This window comes from Dehalogenimonas etheniformans, from assembly GCF_014672715.2.
Taxonomy (GTDB): Bacteria; Chloroflexota; Dehalococcoidia; order Dehalococcoidales; family Dehalococcoidaceae; genus Dehalogenimonas; species Dehalogenimonas etheniformans.
In genome coordinates this window covers 1077469-1097260 of sequence record NZ_CP058566.2, presented here as the reverse complement: position 1 = coordinate 1097260, position 19792 = coordinate 1077469, and the positions used below count along the sequence as shown (strand labels likewise).

The following is a 19792-nucleotide window of genomic DNA, read 5'->3' as shown; positions in this document are numbered from 1 at the left end:
TTTCTTGTACAATCTCGAATAGTAATCGGCGAAAAGGCCAGCTTATTTGCGTAATTGAAGAATGTCGATGAATAAGGAGCGACGATGACGCAGCGTTCAGCAAGAAGAGAAAACATCAACCTGACCGAGATCTACGGTAGCAACGTGTTTAACGACCAGGTGATGCGCCAGACCCTGCCGAAAGAGATCTACAAGTCCTTGAGGCAAACAATCGAAGAAGGCTTGCCACTTGATCCCCAGGTAGCTGAGGTAGTGGCCTCGGTGATGAAAGACTGGGCTATCGCTAAGGGCGCCACCCATTTCACTCACTGGTTCCAGCCTTTGACCGGCGTCACCGCAGAGAAGCACGACTCCTTCATTTCTCCCACACCTGACGGCCGCGTCATCCTGGAATTCTCGGGCAAGGAACTTATCAAGGGCGAACCCGACGCTTCTTCCTTCCCTTCCGGCGGCCTTCGCGCCACCTTCGAGGCCAGAGGCTACACCGCCTGGGACTACACCTCACCGGCTTTCGTCAAGGACGGCACCCTATATATTCCAACGGCCTTTGCCGCCTATACCGGCGAGGCGCTCGACAAGAAGACACCCCTGCTGCGTTCAATGGACGCCATCAACCGCCAGGCGCTCCGGGTGCTGCGGGCTCTCGGCAATAAGACCGTCAAGAGGGTTACCACGACGGTGGGGCCGGAGCAGGAATATTTCCTTATCGATAAAAAACTATTCGACGAACGCCAGGACCTGATCCTGACCGGCCGCACCCTTTTCGGCGCCAAGTCGCCCAAGGGGCAAGAACTGGAAGATCATTACTTCGGCCAGATAAATGATCGTGTGGCGTCTTTTATGGCCGATGTCGATACCGAGTTATGGAAGCTGGGCGTGGCTGCCAAGACCGAACACAATGAAGTTGCCCCCGGCCAACATGAACTAGCCCCCATATTCTCTACGACCAATATCGCCACCGATCACAACCAGCTTACCATGGAGACAATGAGAAAGGTCGCCCTGCGACATGGTCTGGTGTGCCTGCTGCATGAGAAACCGTTCGCCGGCATCAACGGAAGCGGCAAGCACAACAACTGGTCGATGGGGACTAACGAGGGGCAGAACCTGCTTGATCCCGGCAAAGATCCCCATCAGAATAGCCAGTTTCTGCTGTTCCTCTCCGCCGTCATTCAGGCTGTAGATGATTACGCCGAAATCCTCCGTATGTCAGCCGCCAGTCCAGGCAACGATCATAGGCTGGGCGCCAATGAGGCTCCGCCCGCTATCATCTCCATTTTCCTCGGGGAACAACTCACCGATATCCTGGCCCAGATCGAAGCCGGGGGAGCCACCAAGAGTAAAGCGGGTGGCACCATGAACCTCGGCGCTACCGCTCTGCCATCGTGGGCTAAAGACACGAACGATCGAAACCGGACTTCACCTTTTGCTTTCACCGGCAACAAATTCGAATTCCGGATGGTTGGATCGATGCAGCCTATCGCCCAGGCGAACTTTACTCTGAACACCATCGTCGCTGAAAGTCTGTGCAAGTTCGCCGATAGGCTTGAAAAAGCCGCTGACGTACAAAAAGAGATCAATGCCATCATTTTCGAGGTTGTCAAGAAGCACAAGCGGGTCATTTTCAATGGCAACAATTACTCCGGAGAATGGGTGGCGGAAGCCAAGAAGAGGGGTTTGCCGAACATCGGCAATATGGTAGATGCCATCGCGGCGATAACAGCGGAAAAGAACATTGCGGTGATGGGAAAGCACGGCGTGTTGTCACCTGTTGAGATGGAGTCCCGGGCCGAGATCCAGTACGAAATCTACATCAAGACGATCAACATTGAAGCGCAAACCATGGTTGAGATGGCCAAACGGCAGATCCTGCCGGCGGTTCTGAGCTACAAGGCGGAACTCGCCAACTCGATCGCGGCAATCACGGCGGTGGAAGGGAACACTGAGGTGGAGACCACCCTGTTCGCCCAGGTCAGCCAACTGGTGAGATCTTTCAGCACCAACCTGACCAAACTGGAAGAAGCCATCCAGACCGCCTCGCCCATGCACGGCGACACCAAGGCGCAGGCCGTGGCTTACAGGGACCTGGTTTTCAAAGCCATGGGCGATCTCCGCAAGGATGCCGATGCCCTGGAGACGATGGTCGATGCCGAATACTGGCCGATGCCGACCTATGCAAAACTCCTGTTCAACCTCTAGTTCAGCTTAAGCCGGGGAGGGAGCCCTAAAGCTCCCACCGGCTTTTTTATTTTAGGTGCTCTTCTGCTCAGGGTTGAAAGCGGCGCACTATTCCCGAAACCTGTTGAGAACCCGCCAGGCTAACAATGTCAGCCACCTGGACGGCACTCTTTTCTGCCCGAATTCCCAATTGTTCCAGGCAGTCCCAACGGACTCGATGGTGAATCGACCTTCCGGGTCGGCTTTGCTTTCCAATACCGATATCGCATCTTCCAGACGGGGATCATCCCCGAGCCACGGAAACCGTGACAGCACATCGAGCACATGAAGCAAATCGTACCAGATAAAGGGCGCTTTGAGTTTGCGAAAATCAGTCCCCATATAGAACATAAACGGGTGCCTGTTCCGGCTGTGAGCCCATAGTGACAATAGCGACTCGGCGCCCCGATGACAACCGGAACTGTCCCGAAATCTATCTAGTTGTGAAAGAAGCTTGAGCATCACGAGGGTGGCGTAGGGGCAGGGCTCTCCCTTGCGACCGGGCCCACGGAAGTTTCCGAGTTCCTTTGAGACTGCGCAAGGCCACCCGGCGTCAAACGACAATCCAGCGAGATAATTAACAGCTTGTTCAACCGCCGGATCGTGGGCAAGACCAAATCTCACCAGGGCGTACACGATAAGCGGGGCGTCGCATAATGCCCATGCCCATTTGCCCTGACCGGATTCCTTGCCGCTAGTGGAAGCCGGCACAGGAAGAAGGAAGGGACCTTCGGGAGAACGGTTTGCCAGAATCCTGGAAACTACCTCGGTCATCCTGGGATCTCCGGAAACTAATCCCAGATCCGCAATAAATGTTAGCTTGTGAAACGGCTGGCCGGGACTTTTGTGGCTGGAGATGACCGTTCCAGGCCACCCTGACAATTCAGCGATGAGACCTTTCACCATCGGGTCCGCAAGCATCGCTCTCCGTGCTGCCCCGACCCTGGGAGAGTTTTCATCTTGCCCGAGCAGGTCCCTCCTGGCAACGTACTCTACCCAGGGTTCTCCTTCGAGCAACCAATCGATTGGGGCTTTCATTCAAAGCTACTGTCGGAGGATTTATTGGTGACGAAAACATCGCCAACAGAAGTGTATGACTTTGGAAGGGCGAAGGCAAGAGAAGTGAAGATAGTCGGATAGACCTACGATATCAACGGAAGACTTTCCACGGTCTCCCGGCGGCTGGAATCCAGGCGGCGGAAACGCTCTTGTTCGGAGACAATATCCGGCCAGGCAGCTTTGAAGGCAGTGAAAACAGCCGGATCAAACTGCACGCCGACGCTTTGTTCGATGATTCGAAATGTCTCATCCGCCGTAAAGTCATCGGCGCGATACACTCTTTTGGAAGTAAGAGAATCAAAGACATCGGCAATGGCGGCAATACGCCCTGACAGCGGGATGTCTTCCCCTTTGAAGCCAAAGGGGTAACCCGTACCGTTCCATTTTTCATGATGGCTGAGGGCGATGATCCCGCCCAATCTGACCACCTCAGCCTCGGCACCGTCAAGGATCTTGGCTCCGATTATGGTATGACGCTTCATCACTTCCCATTCTTCGGAGGATAACTTTCCGGATTTGAGCAGAATGCTGTCCGGAATGCCTATTTTCCCGATGTCGTGCATCGAAGAGGCGTACAACATGGACTCAACGTAAGCATCCGGCAAGCCCATACGATCGGCGACGATGGCTGTGTAGCGGCTCATGCGTTCAATATGGCTGCCGGTATCTTCATCCTTGAATTCGGCGGCGCGGGAAAGCCGCATGATGGTGTCGATTGAGGCTGACTTGATCTTTGCCAGGTTCTGGGACAGATCGCGAGTCCGTTCAGCAACTTTGGATTCAAGCGAACGTTTATTATCAAACGCAAGGGATTCAAGTCGCCTGGTTTCAAGCGCTCGACGAATGCTCAAACCGAGGAGGACCGGATTAACCGGCCGGGTCACGAAATCGTAGGCGCCCGATTTGACGCTCTGGATCGCAAAATCGACGTCCTTCGCGTCCGCAACTATAATGACCGAGGTATCGGTGCCCTTGGCTTTTATCTCACGAAGAAGCTGAAAGCCTGATTTCCCGCAAAGATTCGTTGCTAAAAATGCGAGCGCAACCTCGTGGTTTTCAACCAGTTCCATCGCTTGAGCGGCATTGGAGCTGACCAGACAATGGTACCCCTCTGAAAGCAGCATCGAGGAAAGAATCTTGCGCTGCCCATCATCGCCGTCAACCACAAGCAGAATTTCACCCTTGCCAGCCGTAGCCATAGAACCTCACACCGCATAGCGGATTGTGTCACAATCCCCGGTATGATATTGAACTTTATTTAAGAAGAGGACAATCCCATAAAAGTACCTGTTAAGGGACACATTAGTAATATCAATCAGCCGATGTGATGATCCCGATCATCGGAGCCGATTTATGTACCGGCACTTCGTTTAATAATGGCTGAGGTTTGCATCTCCTGGAGATGGCACAGGGCACAGGCCAGTGCGTCGGAGGCGTCGGCAGGGGCGGGGGGCTGAGACAGACCCAGTTGAAGGACAACCATCCGGGATACCTGGTCCTTGTCAGAGGCGCCGAAGCCGGAGATGTGGGCTTTGATTTTAGCCGGGGGATACTCATAAACAGGTAGGCCGGCATTAGCCGCGGCTAAAATTGCGACCGCCTGGGCTTTACCGACAGCCAGGGCTGAGCGGGCATTTTCGGAAAAGAAGGGCGTTTCAACGGCGGCACAATCAGGACGGTGCTCTGAGATAATCCTGGTAAGTTCCGCGTAGAGCCTGACCAACCGGTCAGTCATAGGGAGCTTATCAGAACATGTGACGGCGCCGGAACCGATATAGGTGACATTGGAACCGGCGGCATCAATGATGCCGTATCCGAGGCACCGGGTGCCGGGGTCGATACCAATGATCCTCATAAACAGACTTGCGCGAGCCGCTTAACTATCCTGCGGCAAATTTATCGACAACAGCCGGATCAAAATCGGCGTTGGAGTAGACATTCTGGACATCATCCATGTCTTCAAGATTGGAGAGAAGCCTAAGCACCTGTATCGCAGTTTCTTCGTTGAGTTCGACCTGGGTCTTGGGATGTTTTTCAATGCTGGCCGATTCCACGTTTATCTTCTTGGCTTCCAGTGCCTTGCGGACCTTTTCCAACTGGTCAGGAGCGGTGATGACCTCTAAAACATCTTCTTCCTGTTTGACGTCATCGGCTCCAGCGTCGATCGCTTCCAGGGTTAATTCTTCGGGGTCCTTTCCGCCGGTTTTGAGAATAATCGAACCCTTCGATTCGAATATCCAGGAGACGCATCCGGCCTCGCCCATGGCTCCGCCGCTGCGGGTAAATTGGTGCCGAACGTCGGAAACCGTGCGGTTGCGGTTATCCGACACAGCCTGGACGAGCACGGCGACGCCTCCGGGGCCGTAACCTTCCAGGTTCAATTCGACCATGACCTCGCCCTCCAGTTGCCCAGAGCCTTTTTTAATCGCCCGCTCAATGTTGTCGGCGGGCATGCGGGCGTCCTTAGCCTTCTGAATAGCCAGGCGCAGTCGGGCATTCATGTCGGGTTCAGGGCCGCCTTCCTTGGAAGCCATGATAATTTCGCGGGATAGCTTGGTGAAAGCCTGGCCTCGTTTGGCGTCGGCGGCGCCTTTTTCATGCTGGATGTTAGCCCATTTGGAATGTCCGGACATACCTTCAAAACTCCCGATCTAAAGACAATTTAAGTCAATTTATATTCTAGCATTTCGGACAAGTGAAAGAAATGGTACCCTGGGCTCTTTGACATAAAACAATTCCGCCGATAGAATGGGTCGCCTATGTCTCAAAACGCCAAGATTCCCGGCAATGTTTCCAGCAAATGGCTGATATTGGCTGTATTGTCAGCCGCGCTGTTCATGATCAATCTCGACGTGACGATAGTCAATATCGCTCTGCCGGACATCATGGATAAACTGTCAGCTTCACTTGCCGACGGTGAATGGATCCTGAATGCCTATGTCCTGGTTTTCGCCGTCCTTCTTATTACTATGGGGCGGTTGGGCGACATGTTCGGTAGGAAGAAACTGTTCACCGGCGGCCTCGCCCTGTTTACCGGGGCATCGCTCCTTTGCGGACTAGCGCCCGGCATCGAATGGCTGATTACGGCCAGGGTGCTACAGGCTGCGGGCGGAGCGGCGATGATGCCGGCGACTCTCTCAATCCTTAACATCACTTTCCACCGCGGTCAGCGCGGGTTGGCGATGGGTATCTGGGGGGCTTCGGCGGGAGCGGCCGCCGCACTCGGACCGCTGATCGGTGGCTTGCTTGTCGGCAGCCTCGGCTGGCAGTGGATATTCCTGGTTAACCTGCCGATAGGGTTGGCAGCCCTTGTTGCGGCAAGAAGGATAATACCTGAGTCGAGTGATCCGGATGCTGGTAAACGGATCGATTTCGCCGGGATCGTCACCGCATCATTGGCGTTGGGAACGCTGACTTACGCCCTCGTGGAAGGCCAATCATTCGGTTGGACGTCTCCCGTTATCCTAGGCTTGTTCGGCATCAGCCTGCTTGCCGGAGTTGCGTTCATCGTCGCCGAAGCCAAAAGCGCCGCCCCTCTGATCGAACTTTCGCTGTTTCGCAATTTATCGTTTTCCGCCGGCAATATTTTAGGCCTGCTGCTTATGTTCTGCTTGGTAGGGGGAATCTTCCTTTCGGTAATGTATTTGCAAATGGTGAGGCAATTCACGCCCATGCATGCCGGATTGTTAGTATTACCATTACCCCTCGCCTTGATGATTATTTCGCCACTTGCCGGCCGGCTGGCAGATCACGTACCAATGCGGTGGGCGATGTCCGCCGGGATGTTGATCGTGGCAGGTGCGTTCTTCTTCCTGAAACAATTCGGGATGAACACCGGATGGGTAATGATCGCCCTGCCGATGGCAGGCGCCGGAATTGGACTGGGATTGGTGATGGCTCCGCTAGGTACGGTAGTTATGGGTTCTGCGCCGGTAGCTAATTCCGGAGCGGCATCTGGAGTGTTGACGACAATGCGCCAGGTGGGGGCAACACTTGGTATTTCGGCATTGGGGGCGGTCCTACAATTTCAACTGGTGGCTAACTTAACCTACTTGTTCGGCTATATCCCATTCATGCCGCAATCAGCTAAAGACGCCATGCTGGAAGCGGTCAGTAAAGGTGGGATGACCGGCGCGTCATTTTCCGATGCACCTTCATTCCTACAGGAACTTATCGGACAGATCATGCGGGAACAATTCAACGGCGCCATTTCGACCGCGATGACCGTTACCATGTTCGTAGCGGCAGCGGGCGCGGCAGTGGCGCTATTCATTAATTACAAACCTTCAAAAAGGTATTCTGTCGTAAATCATTCCTGACAATCCAAGTGAACTGAGCCATCCCTTTCATATTGAATGATAGTTCATTCAAAGTATTGACATTAGGACATATTAGCCATATGATGGTCGCCATTATATTGTATTGAACAGGTATTCAATCTGTTCAATGAGGAAAGGGGTCGTCGATGCGTCGAGCACTGGTTGCCCTTGGCGTTTTGGTTATCGCGTTTGCGATGGTCTGGCTCTACCTCATTTTCCCAGGCATGGCAAAACTCCCGGCAGATTATTCGGTTACCTATCATTTTGAAGGCCAAGTCCAAGTTTTCAATCAGACTGCGGGAACTTTGGTTCCTATAGCCACGAAAATGGATCGTATCTTAAAAGGAACCGAAATCAATGCTGATGATGCCCTAGTGCTTAAGCAAGACATCACTTTTTTTCTCGCAGCTAACGGTGCACCGCTATCCTCAGCTCCCGGAGCTTCAACGCTTGCCGCATTAGACTCGCACGAAACATATGCGATCGATCGCACGACTCGAGTAAACCTGGCTGGTGGCGATAAAACTAGAAGCGGGCAATTCACCTTCCCCTTAGATGTTCAGAAAGAAACATACCAATACTGGGTAGCTACAACTAACTCTACCCTTCCGGCTACTTTCGTGGGCGAAGAAACCGTAGATGGTCTTAAAGTCTACGTGTTCAATATTGATTCAAAAGGAAATACTAGTCCTACTAGTGCTACCCAAAGAATCGATGTCGCGGCTACAATCAAGGTTGAACCCGTGTCCGGTACTCCCGTTGATTCAAAACTCACTACCACTGTAAATCAGCTGTTAGCCAATGGCTCATCGATGGCTGTTCTCATCAACGAAAGCCATTTCACCCAGGCTACCATTGATGAAATGGTTACCGAAGGCAAGGCAAACATGAACAAGATCATGTGGGCTAGCGTTTACGGCTTCTGGGGAGCCATTGCCCTTGGTGCCGTTTTGGTCATCCTTGGACTGGTTCTAAAATCCAAACCTAAAGCGGCCTAACGCAAATTCCTGGAAGATAAAAGGAGGCTCGAAAGAGCCTCCTTTGTTTATCATTTTACTGCGGCTGCGATGCTAACCGAGCCCGGAAACGACGGCTACTGCATAATCTCGACTGTGCGAGAGACTGACGGCCAAGCTGCTGATTCCCAGGCCACCGGCGATGGCATACGCCCGACCCACGAGCTTGATCTGAGGGCGCTCTCCCGGCCCAGAGACGATCTCGATGTCCCGGTAAATAATCTCGTTGGTACCGAGGGCTTTAACCGTGGCTTCTTTGGCAGCGAAGCGCGCGGCCAGCGATTCCGGCCGATTGAGATATTTTTCTTTCTCGGCAGCAGTGAAAACACGGTCCAAGAAAGAGTCTCCCCAACGGGTAACGGCCTTTTCGATGCGGCTAATCTCGATGATGTCGACGCCGAGGTACTGTTTCACAGCGCTATTATACCTTCTCGATTTTGACGGCTGCCACCTTGAGTTCAGGTATCTTCGCAACGGGATCGCGAACAGCGTTGGTCAGGATGTTGGTGGCGGTTTCGGGGAAGTGGAATGTCATGAAAATCGTTCCCGGTTTAATCCGTTTTGAGATCCGTGCTCTGGCGCGGACTGAACCACGGCGCGAGGAGACGTTAACCAGATCATTGTCCTCGATCTCCAAACCCACTGCATCTGTAGCAGCAATCTCCAGAGTTTCCATCGGCTGCAGTTGCTTAAGCCCCCTGACTCTTCGGGTCATGGTTCCGGTGTGGAAATGGTACAAGCTTCGGCCGGTAGTAAGGATGAAAGGGTATTCGGTATCAGGCGATTCGGCAGGTGGAAGGTATTTAACCGCTTTGAAGACGCCTTTGCCACGGGTAAAAGCCTCGACATGGAGAATAGGGGTGCCTGGGTGGTTTATAGACGGGCAGGGCCATTGCATGCCGTTGTTTTGCACCCTTTCGTATGTAATGCCGGCATAAGATGGAGTTAGTGAACGGATTTCTTCAAAGATTTGAGTCGAGTTCGAAAAATCAAAACCCTTCCCGCAGAGTCGTTTCCCAAGCTGTGCGGTGATCCACCAGTCCGGTTTTGAGTAACCGACCGGATTTATCGCCTTCCTGAGGCGTTGGACGCGGCGTTCGGTGTTGGTGAAGGTACCTTCTTTTTCGGCGAAAGTCGTCGAAGGAAGAACGACGCGGGCTAGTTCAGCCGTCTCGTTCATAAAAATATCTTGAACCACGAGAAATTCCAATTTCATCAAAGCTTTTTTAAGATGATTTAGATCTGGATCCGACAGCATAAGATTTTCACCGACGACGTACAGAGCCTTGATCTGTTTTCGATCGACGGCATCGATAATTTCGAGTAGGGATAAGCCGGGTGCGGGAGGCAACTTCACTCCCCATGCGGACTCGAATCTAGCCCTGACCTGATCATCGGACACCTTCTGGTAACCGGGCAAGACATCGGGTAGGGCTCCCATGTCGCAGGCGCCCTGGACGTTGTTCTGGCCGCGCAATGGATTTACTCCGCCGCCAGGCTTGCCCAGATTGCCGGTGAGCATTGCCAGGTTGGCTACTGCAGACACATTGTCGGTGCCGTGGCGGTGTTGGGTAACGCCCATCGCGTAGAGAATGGATGCCGGTTTGCTGCTGGCATAGAGGCGGGCCGCCTTTCGTATGTCCTCCAACGGGACCCCGGTGACGGCGACGGCTTGTTCGAGATCGAACTTCTTGAGCGATTTCTTGAATTGATCGAACTCCTCGGTGCGTTGGTCAATGAATTCTTGATCGAGCAAACCCTCGTCATTAATAATTTTGCACATCGCCGAGAGCAACATGACGTCGCTGCCGGGATTTATCTGCAAATACACATCGGCGTAGCGAACGAGCGGGATTTTTACGGGATTAGCCACGACGAGTTTGGCGCCGTTTTTTACAGCCTGCTTGATGTCGAAACCGATGATCGGGTGAGTTTCCGAAGTATTTGCCCCCAGGATGAAGAAACACGCTGATTCTTTTAAGTCGCCGATTGAGTTGGTCATGGCACCGGAACCGAATGCGGCGGCCAGACCGGTGACTGTTGGTGCATGGCACAGCCGGGCGGAATGGTCCACATTGTTTGTTTTCAAAACCGCCCGGGCGAATTTTTGAATGAGATAATTCTCTTCGTTCGTAGCCTTGGCCGAGGCGATTACGGCGACCTCTTCCGGCCGGTATTGGTAAAGCTTTGAGCAGGCATATTCCAGGGCTTCATCCCAGGCTGACTCGACGAATTCCCCATCCCGCTTGATCAATGGGTTGGTCAACCGGTCCGGGTGATGCACGAATTCTTTGATTCCATAGCGCCCTTTGACGCATAGCCGCCCGTTCGAAATGGGGTTGTTAAGATCCCCGGAAACGCCGACGATCTTTCCTCTGGAGATCTCCAGATTTATGCTACATCCGACACCGCAATAGGGACAGATGGTAGACACCGGTCCCTCTGGTTTTACATAATCTTTAGGGATAAAAGCCGCGACAGGACAATGGGCGACGCATTCGCCGCAGGAGGCGCAGTTGGTCTCAACCAGAGGGCGATCAGCCACTGTTCCAACGCGGCTTTCATAACCTCGATCGACGATTTCGATGGCGTTGTTGCCGGTAATCTCATCGCAGGCCCGTGTGCAGCGGGCGCAGAGGATGCAGCGGTTGCGGTCGAGGGTGAAAAAGGGATTGGAATCGTCGATCGCCTGAACGCGGGAATTTCGAGGCAATCTGCTTTCACTGATCCCCAGATACCTAGCGACATCCTGGAGTTCGCATCGTTCGTTTTTAACGCATGAGACGCAATCTAGAGGATGTTCAGCCAGCAGCAGGTCGAGGATAGCTTTGCGGGCATCAGATAAAGCGGGGGTTTCGGTACGCATCACCATGCCCTCGGTTATCGGTGTAGTGCAAGCGGTGGGCAGGCCGCGCATCTTATCGATCTCGATGACGCACATGCGGCAACCGCCATAAGGTTTCAGATCGGGTGAGTAACATAAACTCGGGATATAAATCCCTGCCTGCCGGGCGGCTTCGAGTACAGTTTGTCCCTCGACGGCTTCGATTTCTTGGTCGTTTATGCGGATTCTGATCATTTCACCGCCACCGCATCTAGTTTGCAGACATCGCGGCAGATGCCGCAGCGGTTGCATAATGTCTCATCTAGGATGACGGGCTTGCGCTTACCGACAAACGTGATTGCTTTAGCCGGGCAGGCGGTCACGCACAGGCGGCAGCCGTTGCATTTCTCATTTACGATCGAATACCTGATGAGCGACTTACACACGCCCGCCGGGCAGCGTTTTTCATTTATGTGAGCTTCATATTCGTCACCGAAATATTTCAGAGTGGTGAGAACAGGGTTGGGGGAAGTGCCGCCCAAGGCGCACAGCGATGATACCTTGATCTGCTTGGCTAATTCTTCCAGAGTCGGTATGTCCTCGGGTTTGCCCTCACCTTTGGTTATACGCTCGAGGATGTCCAGCATCTGTTTAGTACCGAGGCGGCACGGAGTGCATTTGCCGCACGATTCAGCCTGAATAAAGGAAAGGAAGTAGCGCGCGACATCCACCATACAGTTGCCCTCGTCCATGACGATGAGGCCGCCGCTGCCCATGATGGCGCCGGATTTGATCAAGGATTCGTAATCCAGAGTTGTTGACGAAAGGTCAGCCGGGATGCAACCGCCGCTCGGGCCGCCGATCTGAACGGCTTTCAATTTCTTGCCTTTCGGTATTCCGCCACCTATTTTGAAAATGACGTCGTTGAGGGGCGTGCCCATGGGCACTTCGATCAAGCCCATGTGGTTGATATTTCCGGCCAAAGCGAAAACGCAGGTGCCCTGACTCTTGTCGGTGCCCAAACCGGCAAATCTGTAAGCCCCCTCGGAAAGTATAAACGAGACCATCGCCAGGGTCTTAACATTGTTGATCGTCGTCGGTTTGCTCCATAACCCTGATTGGGCGGGAAACGGCGGGCGGGGGCGGGGCATGCCGCGTTTGCCCTCGATGCCGGCCATCAGGGCGGTTTCTTCGCCGCAGACAAAGGCTCCGGCGCCTTCTTTTATCTTTACATCAAAATCGAAGCCGGAACCCATGATGTTTTTGCCGAGAAATCCAAGCTCTCTGGCCTGTTCAACCGCATGTCGAACCGTTGAAACGGCTAGGGGATATTCCGCCCTGACGTAGATGAAACCTTCGGCGGCGCCGATGGCATAGGCGGCGATAATAAGCCCCTCGATGACAGAATGAGGATCGCCCTCCAGGATCGAACGGTCCATGAACGCTCCGGGATCGCCTTCGTCCGCGTTGCAGATCATGTACTTGGATGAACCCTTGGCGTCACGGCAGAACTGCCACTTCTGACCGGTAGAAAAACCTGCGCCGCCGCGGCCGCGAAGCCCCGATTTGGCTACTTCGTCGATAACCCGCTGGGGTGTTAGAGAGGTTAGGGCGAGGTGAAGCCCGGCATAGCCGCCCCGAGCGATATAATGGTTGATGCGCAATGGATTGATGTGGCCGCCGTTGCGTAAGGCGATGCGGTGCTGACCTTTTAGCATAGGCATCTCATCGAACGGCGTAATGCCTTCAATAAGGCCATCACCTATGGTGCAAAGCGCCAGATCCGCCCTGGGGTCCCCTTTTACGATGTAATCTTCAATAATCTGACCGGCTTTTTCCGGTGTCATAAAACCGTAACTGATGCGGGGCATGCCGGGCAGGGCGATGTCCATCGTCGGCTCGGCGTAGCACATGCCGAAACAACCGACCTGGGTGACGGTGGCTTTGATTCCCAGCCGTTCGATGGCGGCAAGGATGGCATCGTAAACGCTCATGGCGCCTGAGACCTTGCCGCAGGTAGCGGTGCCGATCAGAATGTGGGGGGTGGGGCTTTCGATCAACGCCTGCCAAGAAGCCATGGATTCGGTCTGAATGGCTTTGAAATCAACGGTCACGGGCATTGGCAGACCGCCACACCTTTCTTCTGTGCAACCGCTTCGAGGATCTTGCTCACTACGGCGCGGCCGTGGATGTTTTCATTGACGGTCACGACCGGAGACAGGGCGCAGGCGCCGATGCAGGCGACGGTGTCAAGGGTGAATTGAAGGTCAGGGGTTGTTTCGCCGGGTTTTATGCCTAGTTGGCGCTCGAGCTCCGCAAGTATCCTCTCGCCGCCTCCCACGTGGCAGGCGGTGCCGCGGCAGACCTTGATTATGTTCTTACCGGATGGCTTGAACTTGAACTGGGTGTAAAACGAAGCCACGCTGTAGACAGTGCTTTCTGATAGCCCCAGGTGCTCGGCCACGGCTGAGATCACTTCGGGCGGTAAATAGCCAAGACGCCCCTGGATGGATTGCAGCACCGGAATCAGGCTATCTCGATCGCGCTTGAATTCGCCCAAAACGGCATTGATTTCGGTTTGATTCTGAACGACGTCGATTGACATATCGATAAGGGAATACTCGATCAACGACAGGGAGACAGATGACATAACATTGGAGATGAATAATTATAAACTAAAGCCTGAATCGTGGCAACCAGGAATTTGGTTATCACTGGTAGCTATGACATTGACAACATTACACTGAAATGGGATAATTAAGAGTTTTCCGTCGCGGGGTGGAGCAGTGGCAGCTCGTCGGGCTCATAACCCGAAGGTCGGTGGTTCGAATCCATCCCCCGCTACCAATTTGAAGATAAGCTCGTCTGAAAAGCCGGGCTTTTTGTTTGTTCGGAGTTTCATTATCATCCGCACTGAAGGTATAATTTCCGCAAATACAAAGAACACTCCGGGGGCACCATGTTAAAACGGCTTCGGTTAGTCCTGGGTTCGATTATTCTTGCGGTAATCATCCCTCTTGCTCCGCAGAGCGCCGTCGCAATGGCCCCGGTTGCACCGCAAACGGCTACCAACCAGTCACAGGGTTCAATTTCAATCACCTCGACTTCGGTCCAGCCCTCATTTCCCCTGACCATCAAATTCAACATCGTCGCGCTGGGAACATCCAATATCGTGGATGCCAGGCTGCACTACCGGATAGAACGGACGTCGTTCGCTCAGGTGACCAGCGAGGCCATCGCCAAGATCACGCCCTCGAAATCCATCAACTCAAGCTATACTCTTGACCTGCGGTACATCGGCGGCGTGCCGACGGGCACGAAGATCGTATACTGGTGGACGCTGAAAGACACGGATAACAACGTGACCCAAAGCGCTACCGCCTCCTTCAGTTTTGAGGACACTAAATATGCCTGGCAGAGCATCACCCAGGGGCTGGTGACCCTGAAATGGTACCAGGGCAATAACCAGTTCGCCCAGACGCTGATGACCACCGCCCAGCAGGCGCTGGTGAAGTTAGCCGCCGATACCGGGGCCCAGCTCAAGAAGCCGGTTACCATCTACATCTATAACGGTTCGGCGGATCTTCAGGGCGCCATGGTGTTCCCGCGGGAGTGGACCGGCGGCGTGGCCTTCACCGATTTCAATATCATTACCATCGGGGTCTCTACGGACAATCTAGCCTGGGGCACTGGGGCGGTGATACACGAACTGACCCACCTGGTGACCAACCAGATGACGAACAACCCCTACAGCGGCATCCCCGTCTGGTTGAACGAGGGGCTTTCGATGTACGCCGAGGGCCCGCTGGATTCGACGTTCGTCACCGTTTTCAGCCTGGCTGTCCTGAGCAAGAGCCTGATCTCGGTCCGGACCCTGGACAGCCCGTTCTCCGCCGATTCGACAAAAGCATACATTTCATATGCCGAAAGCTACTACCTGGTAAAGTTCCTGGTAGACAGGTACGGGCAATCAAAACTTTCCTCGCTTCTAACCACTTTTGCGCAGGGTTCAACCTACGACAATGCCTTCAAGACGGTTTATGGCTTTGATATCGCAGGACTGAACACGCTGTGGCAAAATTCGGTCTACGGCAAATAACCCGGCGAGGCAAGTTTAATTGAGGAATTGGATGAATATTAAAAAGGTCTTGATGATACCGGCGGCCCTGGTATTGCTGCTTGCTCTCGCGGTTGGCTGTACCGGCAACGGACAGACGACATCACCGCCGGATTCGACCACAAACACACCCGGCTCTACAACTGCCGCTCCCATCACCACCGCCCCGGCCTCCAGCACTGTCCTCAATCTTGAGGCATCCGAGCCCTATACCCTGGATCCGGCACTGGCGGCGGAATCGGGATCGATCCTGTTTGTGAACCAGATCTTCAGCGGGCTGGTCAAAACGGGTAACGCCGGCATCCTGCCCGACATCGCCACAAGTTGGGATATCAGCACCGACGGCAAGACGTACACCTTCCACCTGCGGAACGACGTGGCGTTTCAAAACGGCCACCGGCTGACGGCAAACGACTTTAAATACTCCTGGGAGCGGGCTTGCACCCCATCAGTCGGCTCTACGACAGCGGCGACTTATCTTGCCGATATCGCCGGCGCCGTCGAGATGCTCACCGGGCGAGCCACGAGCCTTTCCGGCGTAAAAGTGGTTGACGATTATACCCTCCAGATCACTTTGGCTAAGCCGGCTTCGTACCTCATTTACAAATTGGCATTTGTTACTGCGTTTGCAGTGGATAAAACAAATGTGGCGTCCGGCGCCAACTGGTGGGAGACGCCCAGCGGCACCGGTCCGTTCAAATTAGGCAGTTGGGTTAAAACCACGTCCATTACGCTTAGCCAGAACCGGAATTATTATGGCGGCGCCGTCAAACTCGGGTCTGCCGTGTTCAAGTTCTTGGCCGGACGCTCAATGGACCTCTACGAGACCAATCAAATCGATGTCGCCGGAATCGGAGGCGACGACCTCGACCGGGCATCCGATCCCGCCGGCTCTTTCGCCTCTCAGCTTAAATCGGTGCCTGAACTTAGCCTGTCGTACATCGGCTTCAACGTCGAAAAAGCCCCGTTCGACGACCCGTTAATTAGGAAGGCTTTTTCAATGGCAGTCGACCTGAATAAAATGGTTAGTTTAACCTTCAATGATGCCGTCGATGCCGCCAACGGCGTTTTACCAACTGGGATTCCGGGCTACGACGCCAACTCGAAAGCCCTCGGCTTTGATATTACCCAGGCCAAAGCTCTGATCGCCCAGTCCAAATACGGCTCAGTGGCAAACCTGCCAGCCATCACCATCACCACCTCGGGTTACGGCGGGCTTATCGACGGCGGTTTACAGGCCATTATCAACGAGTGGCAGGTCAATCTCGGAGTGACGATCAACGTACGGCAGTTAGAGCCCAGCGTGTTCCTCTACAACCTGAAGCAGGAAAAGGATCAGATGTTTTATTCCGGGTGGATCGCGGACTATCCCAATCCCCAGGATTTCCTGGATATCCTGTTCAGAACGGGCGCGGACTTCAATTCGGGCGGCTATTCTAACCCGGCGGTCGATGCCCTGCTGGATCAGGCAGCCGCCACCACCGATTCCAACGCCGGCCTATCCCTCTATCAGCAGGCTCAGCGGTTGATTCTGGCTGATGCTGCGGTGATGCCCCTGTTCTTCGGCCAGGAGTATATCCTGGTTAAACCATATGTCACCGGTTTCCAGATCAATCCCATGGGGATGCTGGTGCTTGATCAGGTTGTCGTGGCTTCGCACTAGCATCGTTGAACACCGAATATAAAAGCCCCCATTCGACGGGGGCTTTTATATTCGCACGGGAAAGCCTGTTTATCGGTTAGTGTACTTCAAATCCGTTTCCGGTTTCCGCGATCTCCAATAGATGAAACCGCCCAGCCCTGCCGCCGCAACAAGAAACAGGACAGGTATCGTCCAATTCGTCTTGGTTGGGTTCGATCCGGAAGGTATCGTGATTATCGGCGACTCGGAAGTCGGGGCAGGGGTTGTCGTCGGAGGCGCTATCACAGCCTCTTTGATGGTAACGCTGACAGTGGCGAAAAGGGGCGGGCTGAATGGGGTGTGGTCGTTCTGCACCAACTGAACGCCGAGGATATGGACGCCAGGCGACAGGTTAGTCCAGGCGTTGGTGGTCGATTCACTCTCCTTGTAGGCCCCCGCGTTGCTCAAAGCGCTTGATCCCGCGGTGGTGGGTATCGGCACATCGAGGTAGTAAACAACTCGACCTTCGCCCGGAGCGTTGGGCCGGTTGTCGGGCACCAGGTTGATGTTGCCCGCGTTGATCGAAATGGTTACATTGCCGGAATCGAACGAGGCCCCGGTAGAGGGGGTGGCTATTTTGAGCGTTGGAGTTGGTACAGGCAGTGAAGACGGGATGAGCAACGCATAACTGGTGAAATGGGTGACCTGAACGGAGACGGTATTGGAGGTAGTATTAACCGTGCCGATGAGCTTTACCCACTGTGTTCCGTCCCACCAGGCGATGTAGAGATCGATTTCTCTGGCGCCGGGTGATAGGTCGTCATCCTTGTAGTTGAAAGTCAGAGTGATCGCAGGATTGAAAGTGACGCCGTTGGGGCCCAGTTCATGAGCCATGACCAGGCTGTTCTCCGGCGGCGCAGTGGGCGGGTTGTTGATCGGTTGGGCTGAGAGGAAAGATTGGGCGGCGCCCGCGGCGTTCCAGATGTAGACACCCACCGGAATGCTGAGAGAGACCTTGCCGTCGGAGGTCTTGATTTCACCTGCCGTTATCGCCCTTCCGTTGCCGTCCATGAAAGGTGACGTTCCCGAGAGGCCTATACCGATGAGCTGGCTGCCGAAACCGCCGCCGCCTCCTCCTCCACCTCCGCCACCGCCCGAGGCAGTCGTAGTGAAAGTAGCATCCTCGGAAATCGCATTGAAGGATGTGTCAGGGATTGTCGATTTTACCCGGTAATAGTAGATAGTACCGGCGGTAAGCCCCGAGAGTGTCACGCTGTGAGCGGAAACCAGAGTCAGATCGAGTTCGGAACTATAAGCGTAATCGTTGATGTCCGCATGCGATGAAGCGTCGTAATAAATCTGAGAGGTAGCTCTGCCATTGGTTTCCCACGTTATAACCGCACCGGAAGTTGTGAGTCCGGAGGAGTTAATATTGGAAGCTACCAGCGGAATGGTGCCGGTGATGTCGGTTCCCTGAGCGGCGACCGCAACCGGGTAGGCTGATATTAGCAATAGTGGCAAAATGAAAACGATCAACCTTAGAAAATTATTCGCCACTATTTTCGTTTTCTTCCTACCGCGACCATGGCTATAACGAGAAGTATCGCGCCTGCTGCGATTCCGGCGAGAAGGGCTGGGAAAGACCGGGAATTTTGTTCGACAGTTGAAGTCGTCGATGGCGACAGGGTTATGGTTGTTGAGGTGGGTAATGTTGAAGGTGGAATTGTCGAGGTCTTTGGAGTTGTCGTTGCGGGTGGCAAAAGAGTTTGGTTCTCGGTCACCGACAGTGGGAAAGTGCCCTTAGTGATCAGGATTCCTGATTCGTCTTTGACTTCGATCTCCACTTGGTACGTGCCCGGCAGTAGAGGCGAGGTTCCGATCAGATCCAGCTTGAATTGTCTTGAATAGCCTGGGATTATTGGCCAACCAGGAGCGACCAAATCGGTCGTTGCCACAACAATGGTCCCATTTCGAACCGTAGCCTTTAATTTGGGTTTAAAATGATAATTGCCGTTGTTGCCAACCGTAAAGGATATTCCGGCTGGTTGTTGAGCAGTTGATTTAACCAGATCCGCACTAGCGATTTGGCTCGTGGTATCCAATTTCGAGCCTGAAATGGTTAAAAGGACTCTCGCAGCAACCGCGCTGATCACTCCGACACCGCTTCCGGTAGCGGTGGTGTGAATGTATACGATGGCGTATCTTCCACCGTTGCCAATCCCCGCGGCGATAATAGCAGTAACTGTAACCACCTGGGATTTTCCTGGCTCGAGGTGGAACGTTGACGGAGAGGCGTTGAGTAGCGAAAGTGCTGAATAAGCACTGACGTCATCTTTTGGTGGCAGGGAAATAAAATCCTGGGTTGGCGACATGCCGTAGCCTTTGATTTCCACTCCGATATCCATTGGTGCGTCAGAAGTGTTAGCAATTTCCATTGTGTAAACGTTGTTGCTCCCCGGTTGGACCGAGGTTTCTATCTTCCCATTATAAACTGTAAGACCACCCGCCGCCGTAAGAGGCTGCGTGGTAACTGCAAGACAGAATATTACGGAAATTAGACTGAAAATTATCTTGGTTTTCACTATTCTTCACCATTGAATGTTGAACGATGAATGTGGG

Annotated in this window: 15 protein-coding genes and 1 tRNA gene; 6 read left to right on the top strand and 10 right to left on the bottom strand. The window is 53.8% G+C overall.

Translation table 11 applies throughout. The features are described 5' to 3' along the window. Window positions 1-84: 84 nt before the first annotated feature. On the top strand, window positions 85-2199 hold the full coding sequence (locus tag HX448_RS05505; RefSeq protein ID WP_102330247.1) for a glutamine synthetase III family protein: 2115 nt from the start codon (window positions 85-87) through the stop codon (window positions 2197-2199). Window positions 2200-2286: 87 nt separating this feature from the next. Here HX448_RS05505 and HX448_RS05500 read toward each other — a convergent pair whose 3' ends face one another. From HX448_RS05500 to HX448_RS05485, 4 genes are all read right to left on the bottom strand, one after another. After that, entirely contained in the window at window positions 2287-3255 is a 969-nt protein-coding gene (locus HX448_RS05500; protein ID WP_102330248.1) for a hypothetical protein, read from the bottom strand. Window positions 3256-3359: 104 nt separating this feature from the next. Then, window positions 3360-4475, bottom strand: a complete 1116-nt coding sequence (locus HX448_RS05495) for an HD domain-containing phosphohydrolase (protein WP_102330249.1) — start codon at window positions 4473-4475, stop codon at window positions 3360-3362. A gap of 152 nt (window positions 4476-4627) precedes the next feature. Then, window positions 4628-5131 (bottom strand): crossover junction endodeoxyribonuclease RuvC, encoded by a 504-nt coding sequence (gene ruvC, locus HX448_RS05490; protein WP_102330250.1) that lies wholly within the window; start codon window positions 5129-5131, stop codon window positions 4628-4630. Window positions 5132-5156: 25 nt separating this feature from the next. Next, window positions 5157-5909 (bottom strand): YebC/PmpR family DNA-binding transcriptional regulator, encoded by a 753-nt coding sequence (locus tag HX448_RS05485; RefSeq protein WP_102330251.1) that lies wholly within the window; start codon window positions 5907-5909, stop codon window positions 5157-5159. Between the two features lie 126 nt (window positions 5910-6035). Here HX448_RS05485 and HX448_RS05480 point away from each other — a divergent pair, with 126 nt between their 5' ends. Both HX448_RS05480 and HX448_RS05475 read left to right on the top strand, forming a co-directional pair. Further along, window positions 6036-7595: a DHA2 family efflux MFS transporter permease subunit gene (locus HX448_RS05480; protein WP_102330252.1), complete on the top strand. Its 1560-nt coding sequence runs from the start codon at window positions 6036-6038 to the stop codon at window positions 7593-7595. 146 nt (window positions 7596-7741) lie between these two features. After that, window positions 7742-8593: a porin PorA family protein gene (locus HX448_RS05475; protein ID WP_102330253.1), complete on the top strand. Its 852-nt coding sequence runs from the start codon at window positions 7742-7744 to the stop codon at window positions 8591-8593. Between the two features lie 72 nt (window positions 8594-8665). Here the strand turns inward: HX448_RS05475 and acpS are convergent, their stop codons facing one another. Genes acpS through nuoE form a run of 4 tightly spaced genes read right to left on the bottom strand, consistent with a single transcriptional unit; the run spans window position 8666 to window position 14040 of the window. Further along, complete coding sequence (acpS, locus tag HX448_RS05470; protein ID WP_102330254.1) at window positions 8666-9025, bottom strand: holo-ACP synthase; 360 nt, start codon at window positions 9023-9025, stop codon at window positions 8666-8668. Window positions 9026-9032: 7 nt separating this feature from the next. Beyond that, window positions 9033-11690 (bottom strand): formate dehydrogenase subunit alpha, encoded by a 2658-nt coding sequence (fdhF, locus tag HX448_RS05465; protein WP_102330255.1) that lies wholly within the window; start codon window positions 11688-11690, stop codon window positions 9033-9035. Further along, a complete protein-coding gene (gene nuoF, locus HX448_RS05460) occupies window positions 11687-13555 on the bottom strand; it encodes an NADH-quinone oxidoreductase subunit NuoF (protein ID WP_102330256.1) in 1869 nt (622 codons plus the stop codon). The genes fdhF and nuoF overlap by 4 nt, the downstream gene beginning before the upstream one ends. Then, window positions 13546-14040: an NADH-quinone oxidoreductase subunit NuoE gene (gene nuoE / locus HX448_RS05455; protein ID WP_102330550.1), complete on the bottom strand. Its 495-nt coding sequence runs from the start codon at window positions 14038-14040 to the stop codon at window positions 13546-13548. Before nuoE ends, nuoF begins: the two co-directional genes overlap by 10 nt. 167 nt (window positions 14041-14207) lie before the next feature. Between nuoE and HX448_RS05450 the strand changes: the two genes are divergently transcribed. The 3 genes from HX448_RS05450 to HX448_RS05440 all read left to right on the top strand — a co-directional run bounded on the left by HX448_RS05450 (window position 14208) and on the right by HX448_RS05440 (window position 17215). Further along, window positions 14208-14282: transfer RNA gene (locus HX448_RS05450), tRNA-Met, on the top strand. 112 nt (window positions 14283-14394) lie between these two features. Then, window positions 14395-15534 carry a peptidase MA family metallohydrolase gene (locus HX448_RS05445; protein WP_102330257.1) on the top strand — a complete coding sequence of 380 codons (1140 nt, stop codon included), beginning with the start codon at window positions 14395-14397 and terminating at the stop codon, window positions 15532-15534. Window positions 15535-15565: 31 nt separating this feature from the next. After that, window positions 15566-17215 (top strand): peptide ABC transporter substrate-binding protein, encoded by a 1650-nt coding sequence (locus HX448_RS05440; protein ID WP_226846667.1) that lies wholly within the window; start codon window positions 15566-15568, stop codon window positions 17213-17215. 69 nt (window positions 17216-17284) lie between these two features. On the opposite strand, the gene HX448_RS05435 is transcribed toward HX448_RS05440, so the two are convergent. Together HX448_RS05435 and HX448_RS10470 are read right to left on the bottom strand one after the other, a co-directional pair. After that, window positions 17285-18730, bottom strand: a complete 1446-nt coding sequence (locus HX448_RS05435) for a fibronectin type III domain-containing protein (protein WP_226846665.1) — start codon at window positions 18728-18730, stop codon at window positions 17285-17287. After that, window positions 18730-19755 (bottom strand): fimbrial biogenesis chaperone, encoded by a 1026-nt coding sequence (locus HX448_RS10470; protein WP_226846663.1) that lies wholly within the window; start codon window positions 19753-19755, stop codon window positions 18730-18732. The genes HX448_RS05435 and HX448_RS10470 overlap by 1 nt, the downstream gene beginning before the upstream one ends. Window positions 19756-19792 lie beyond the last annotated feature (37 nt).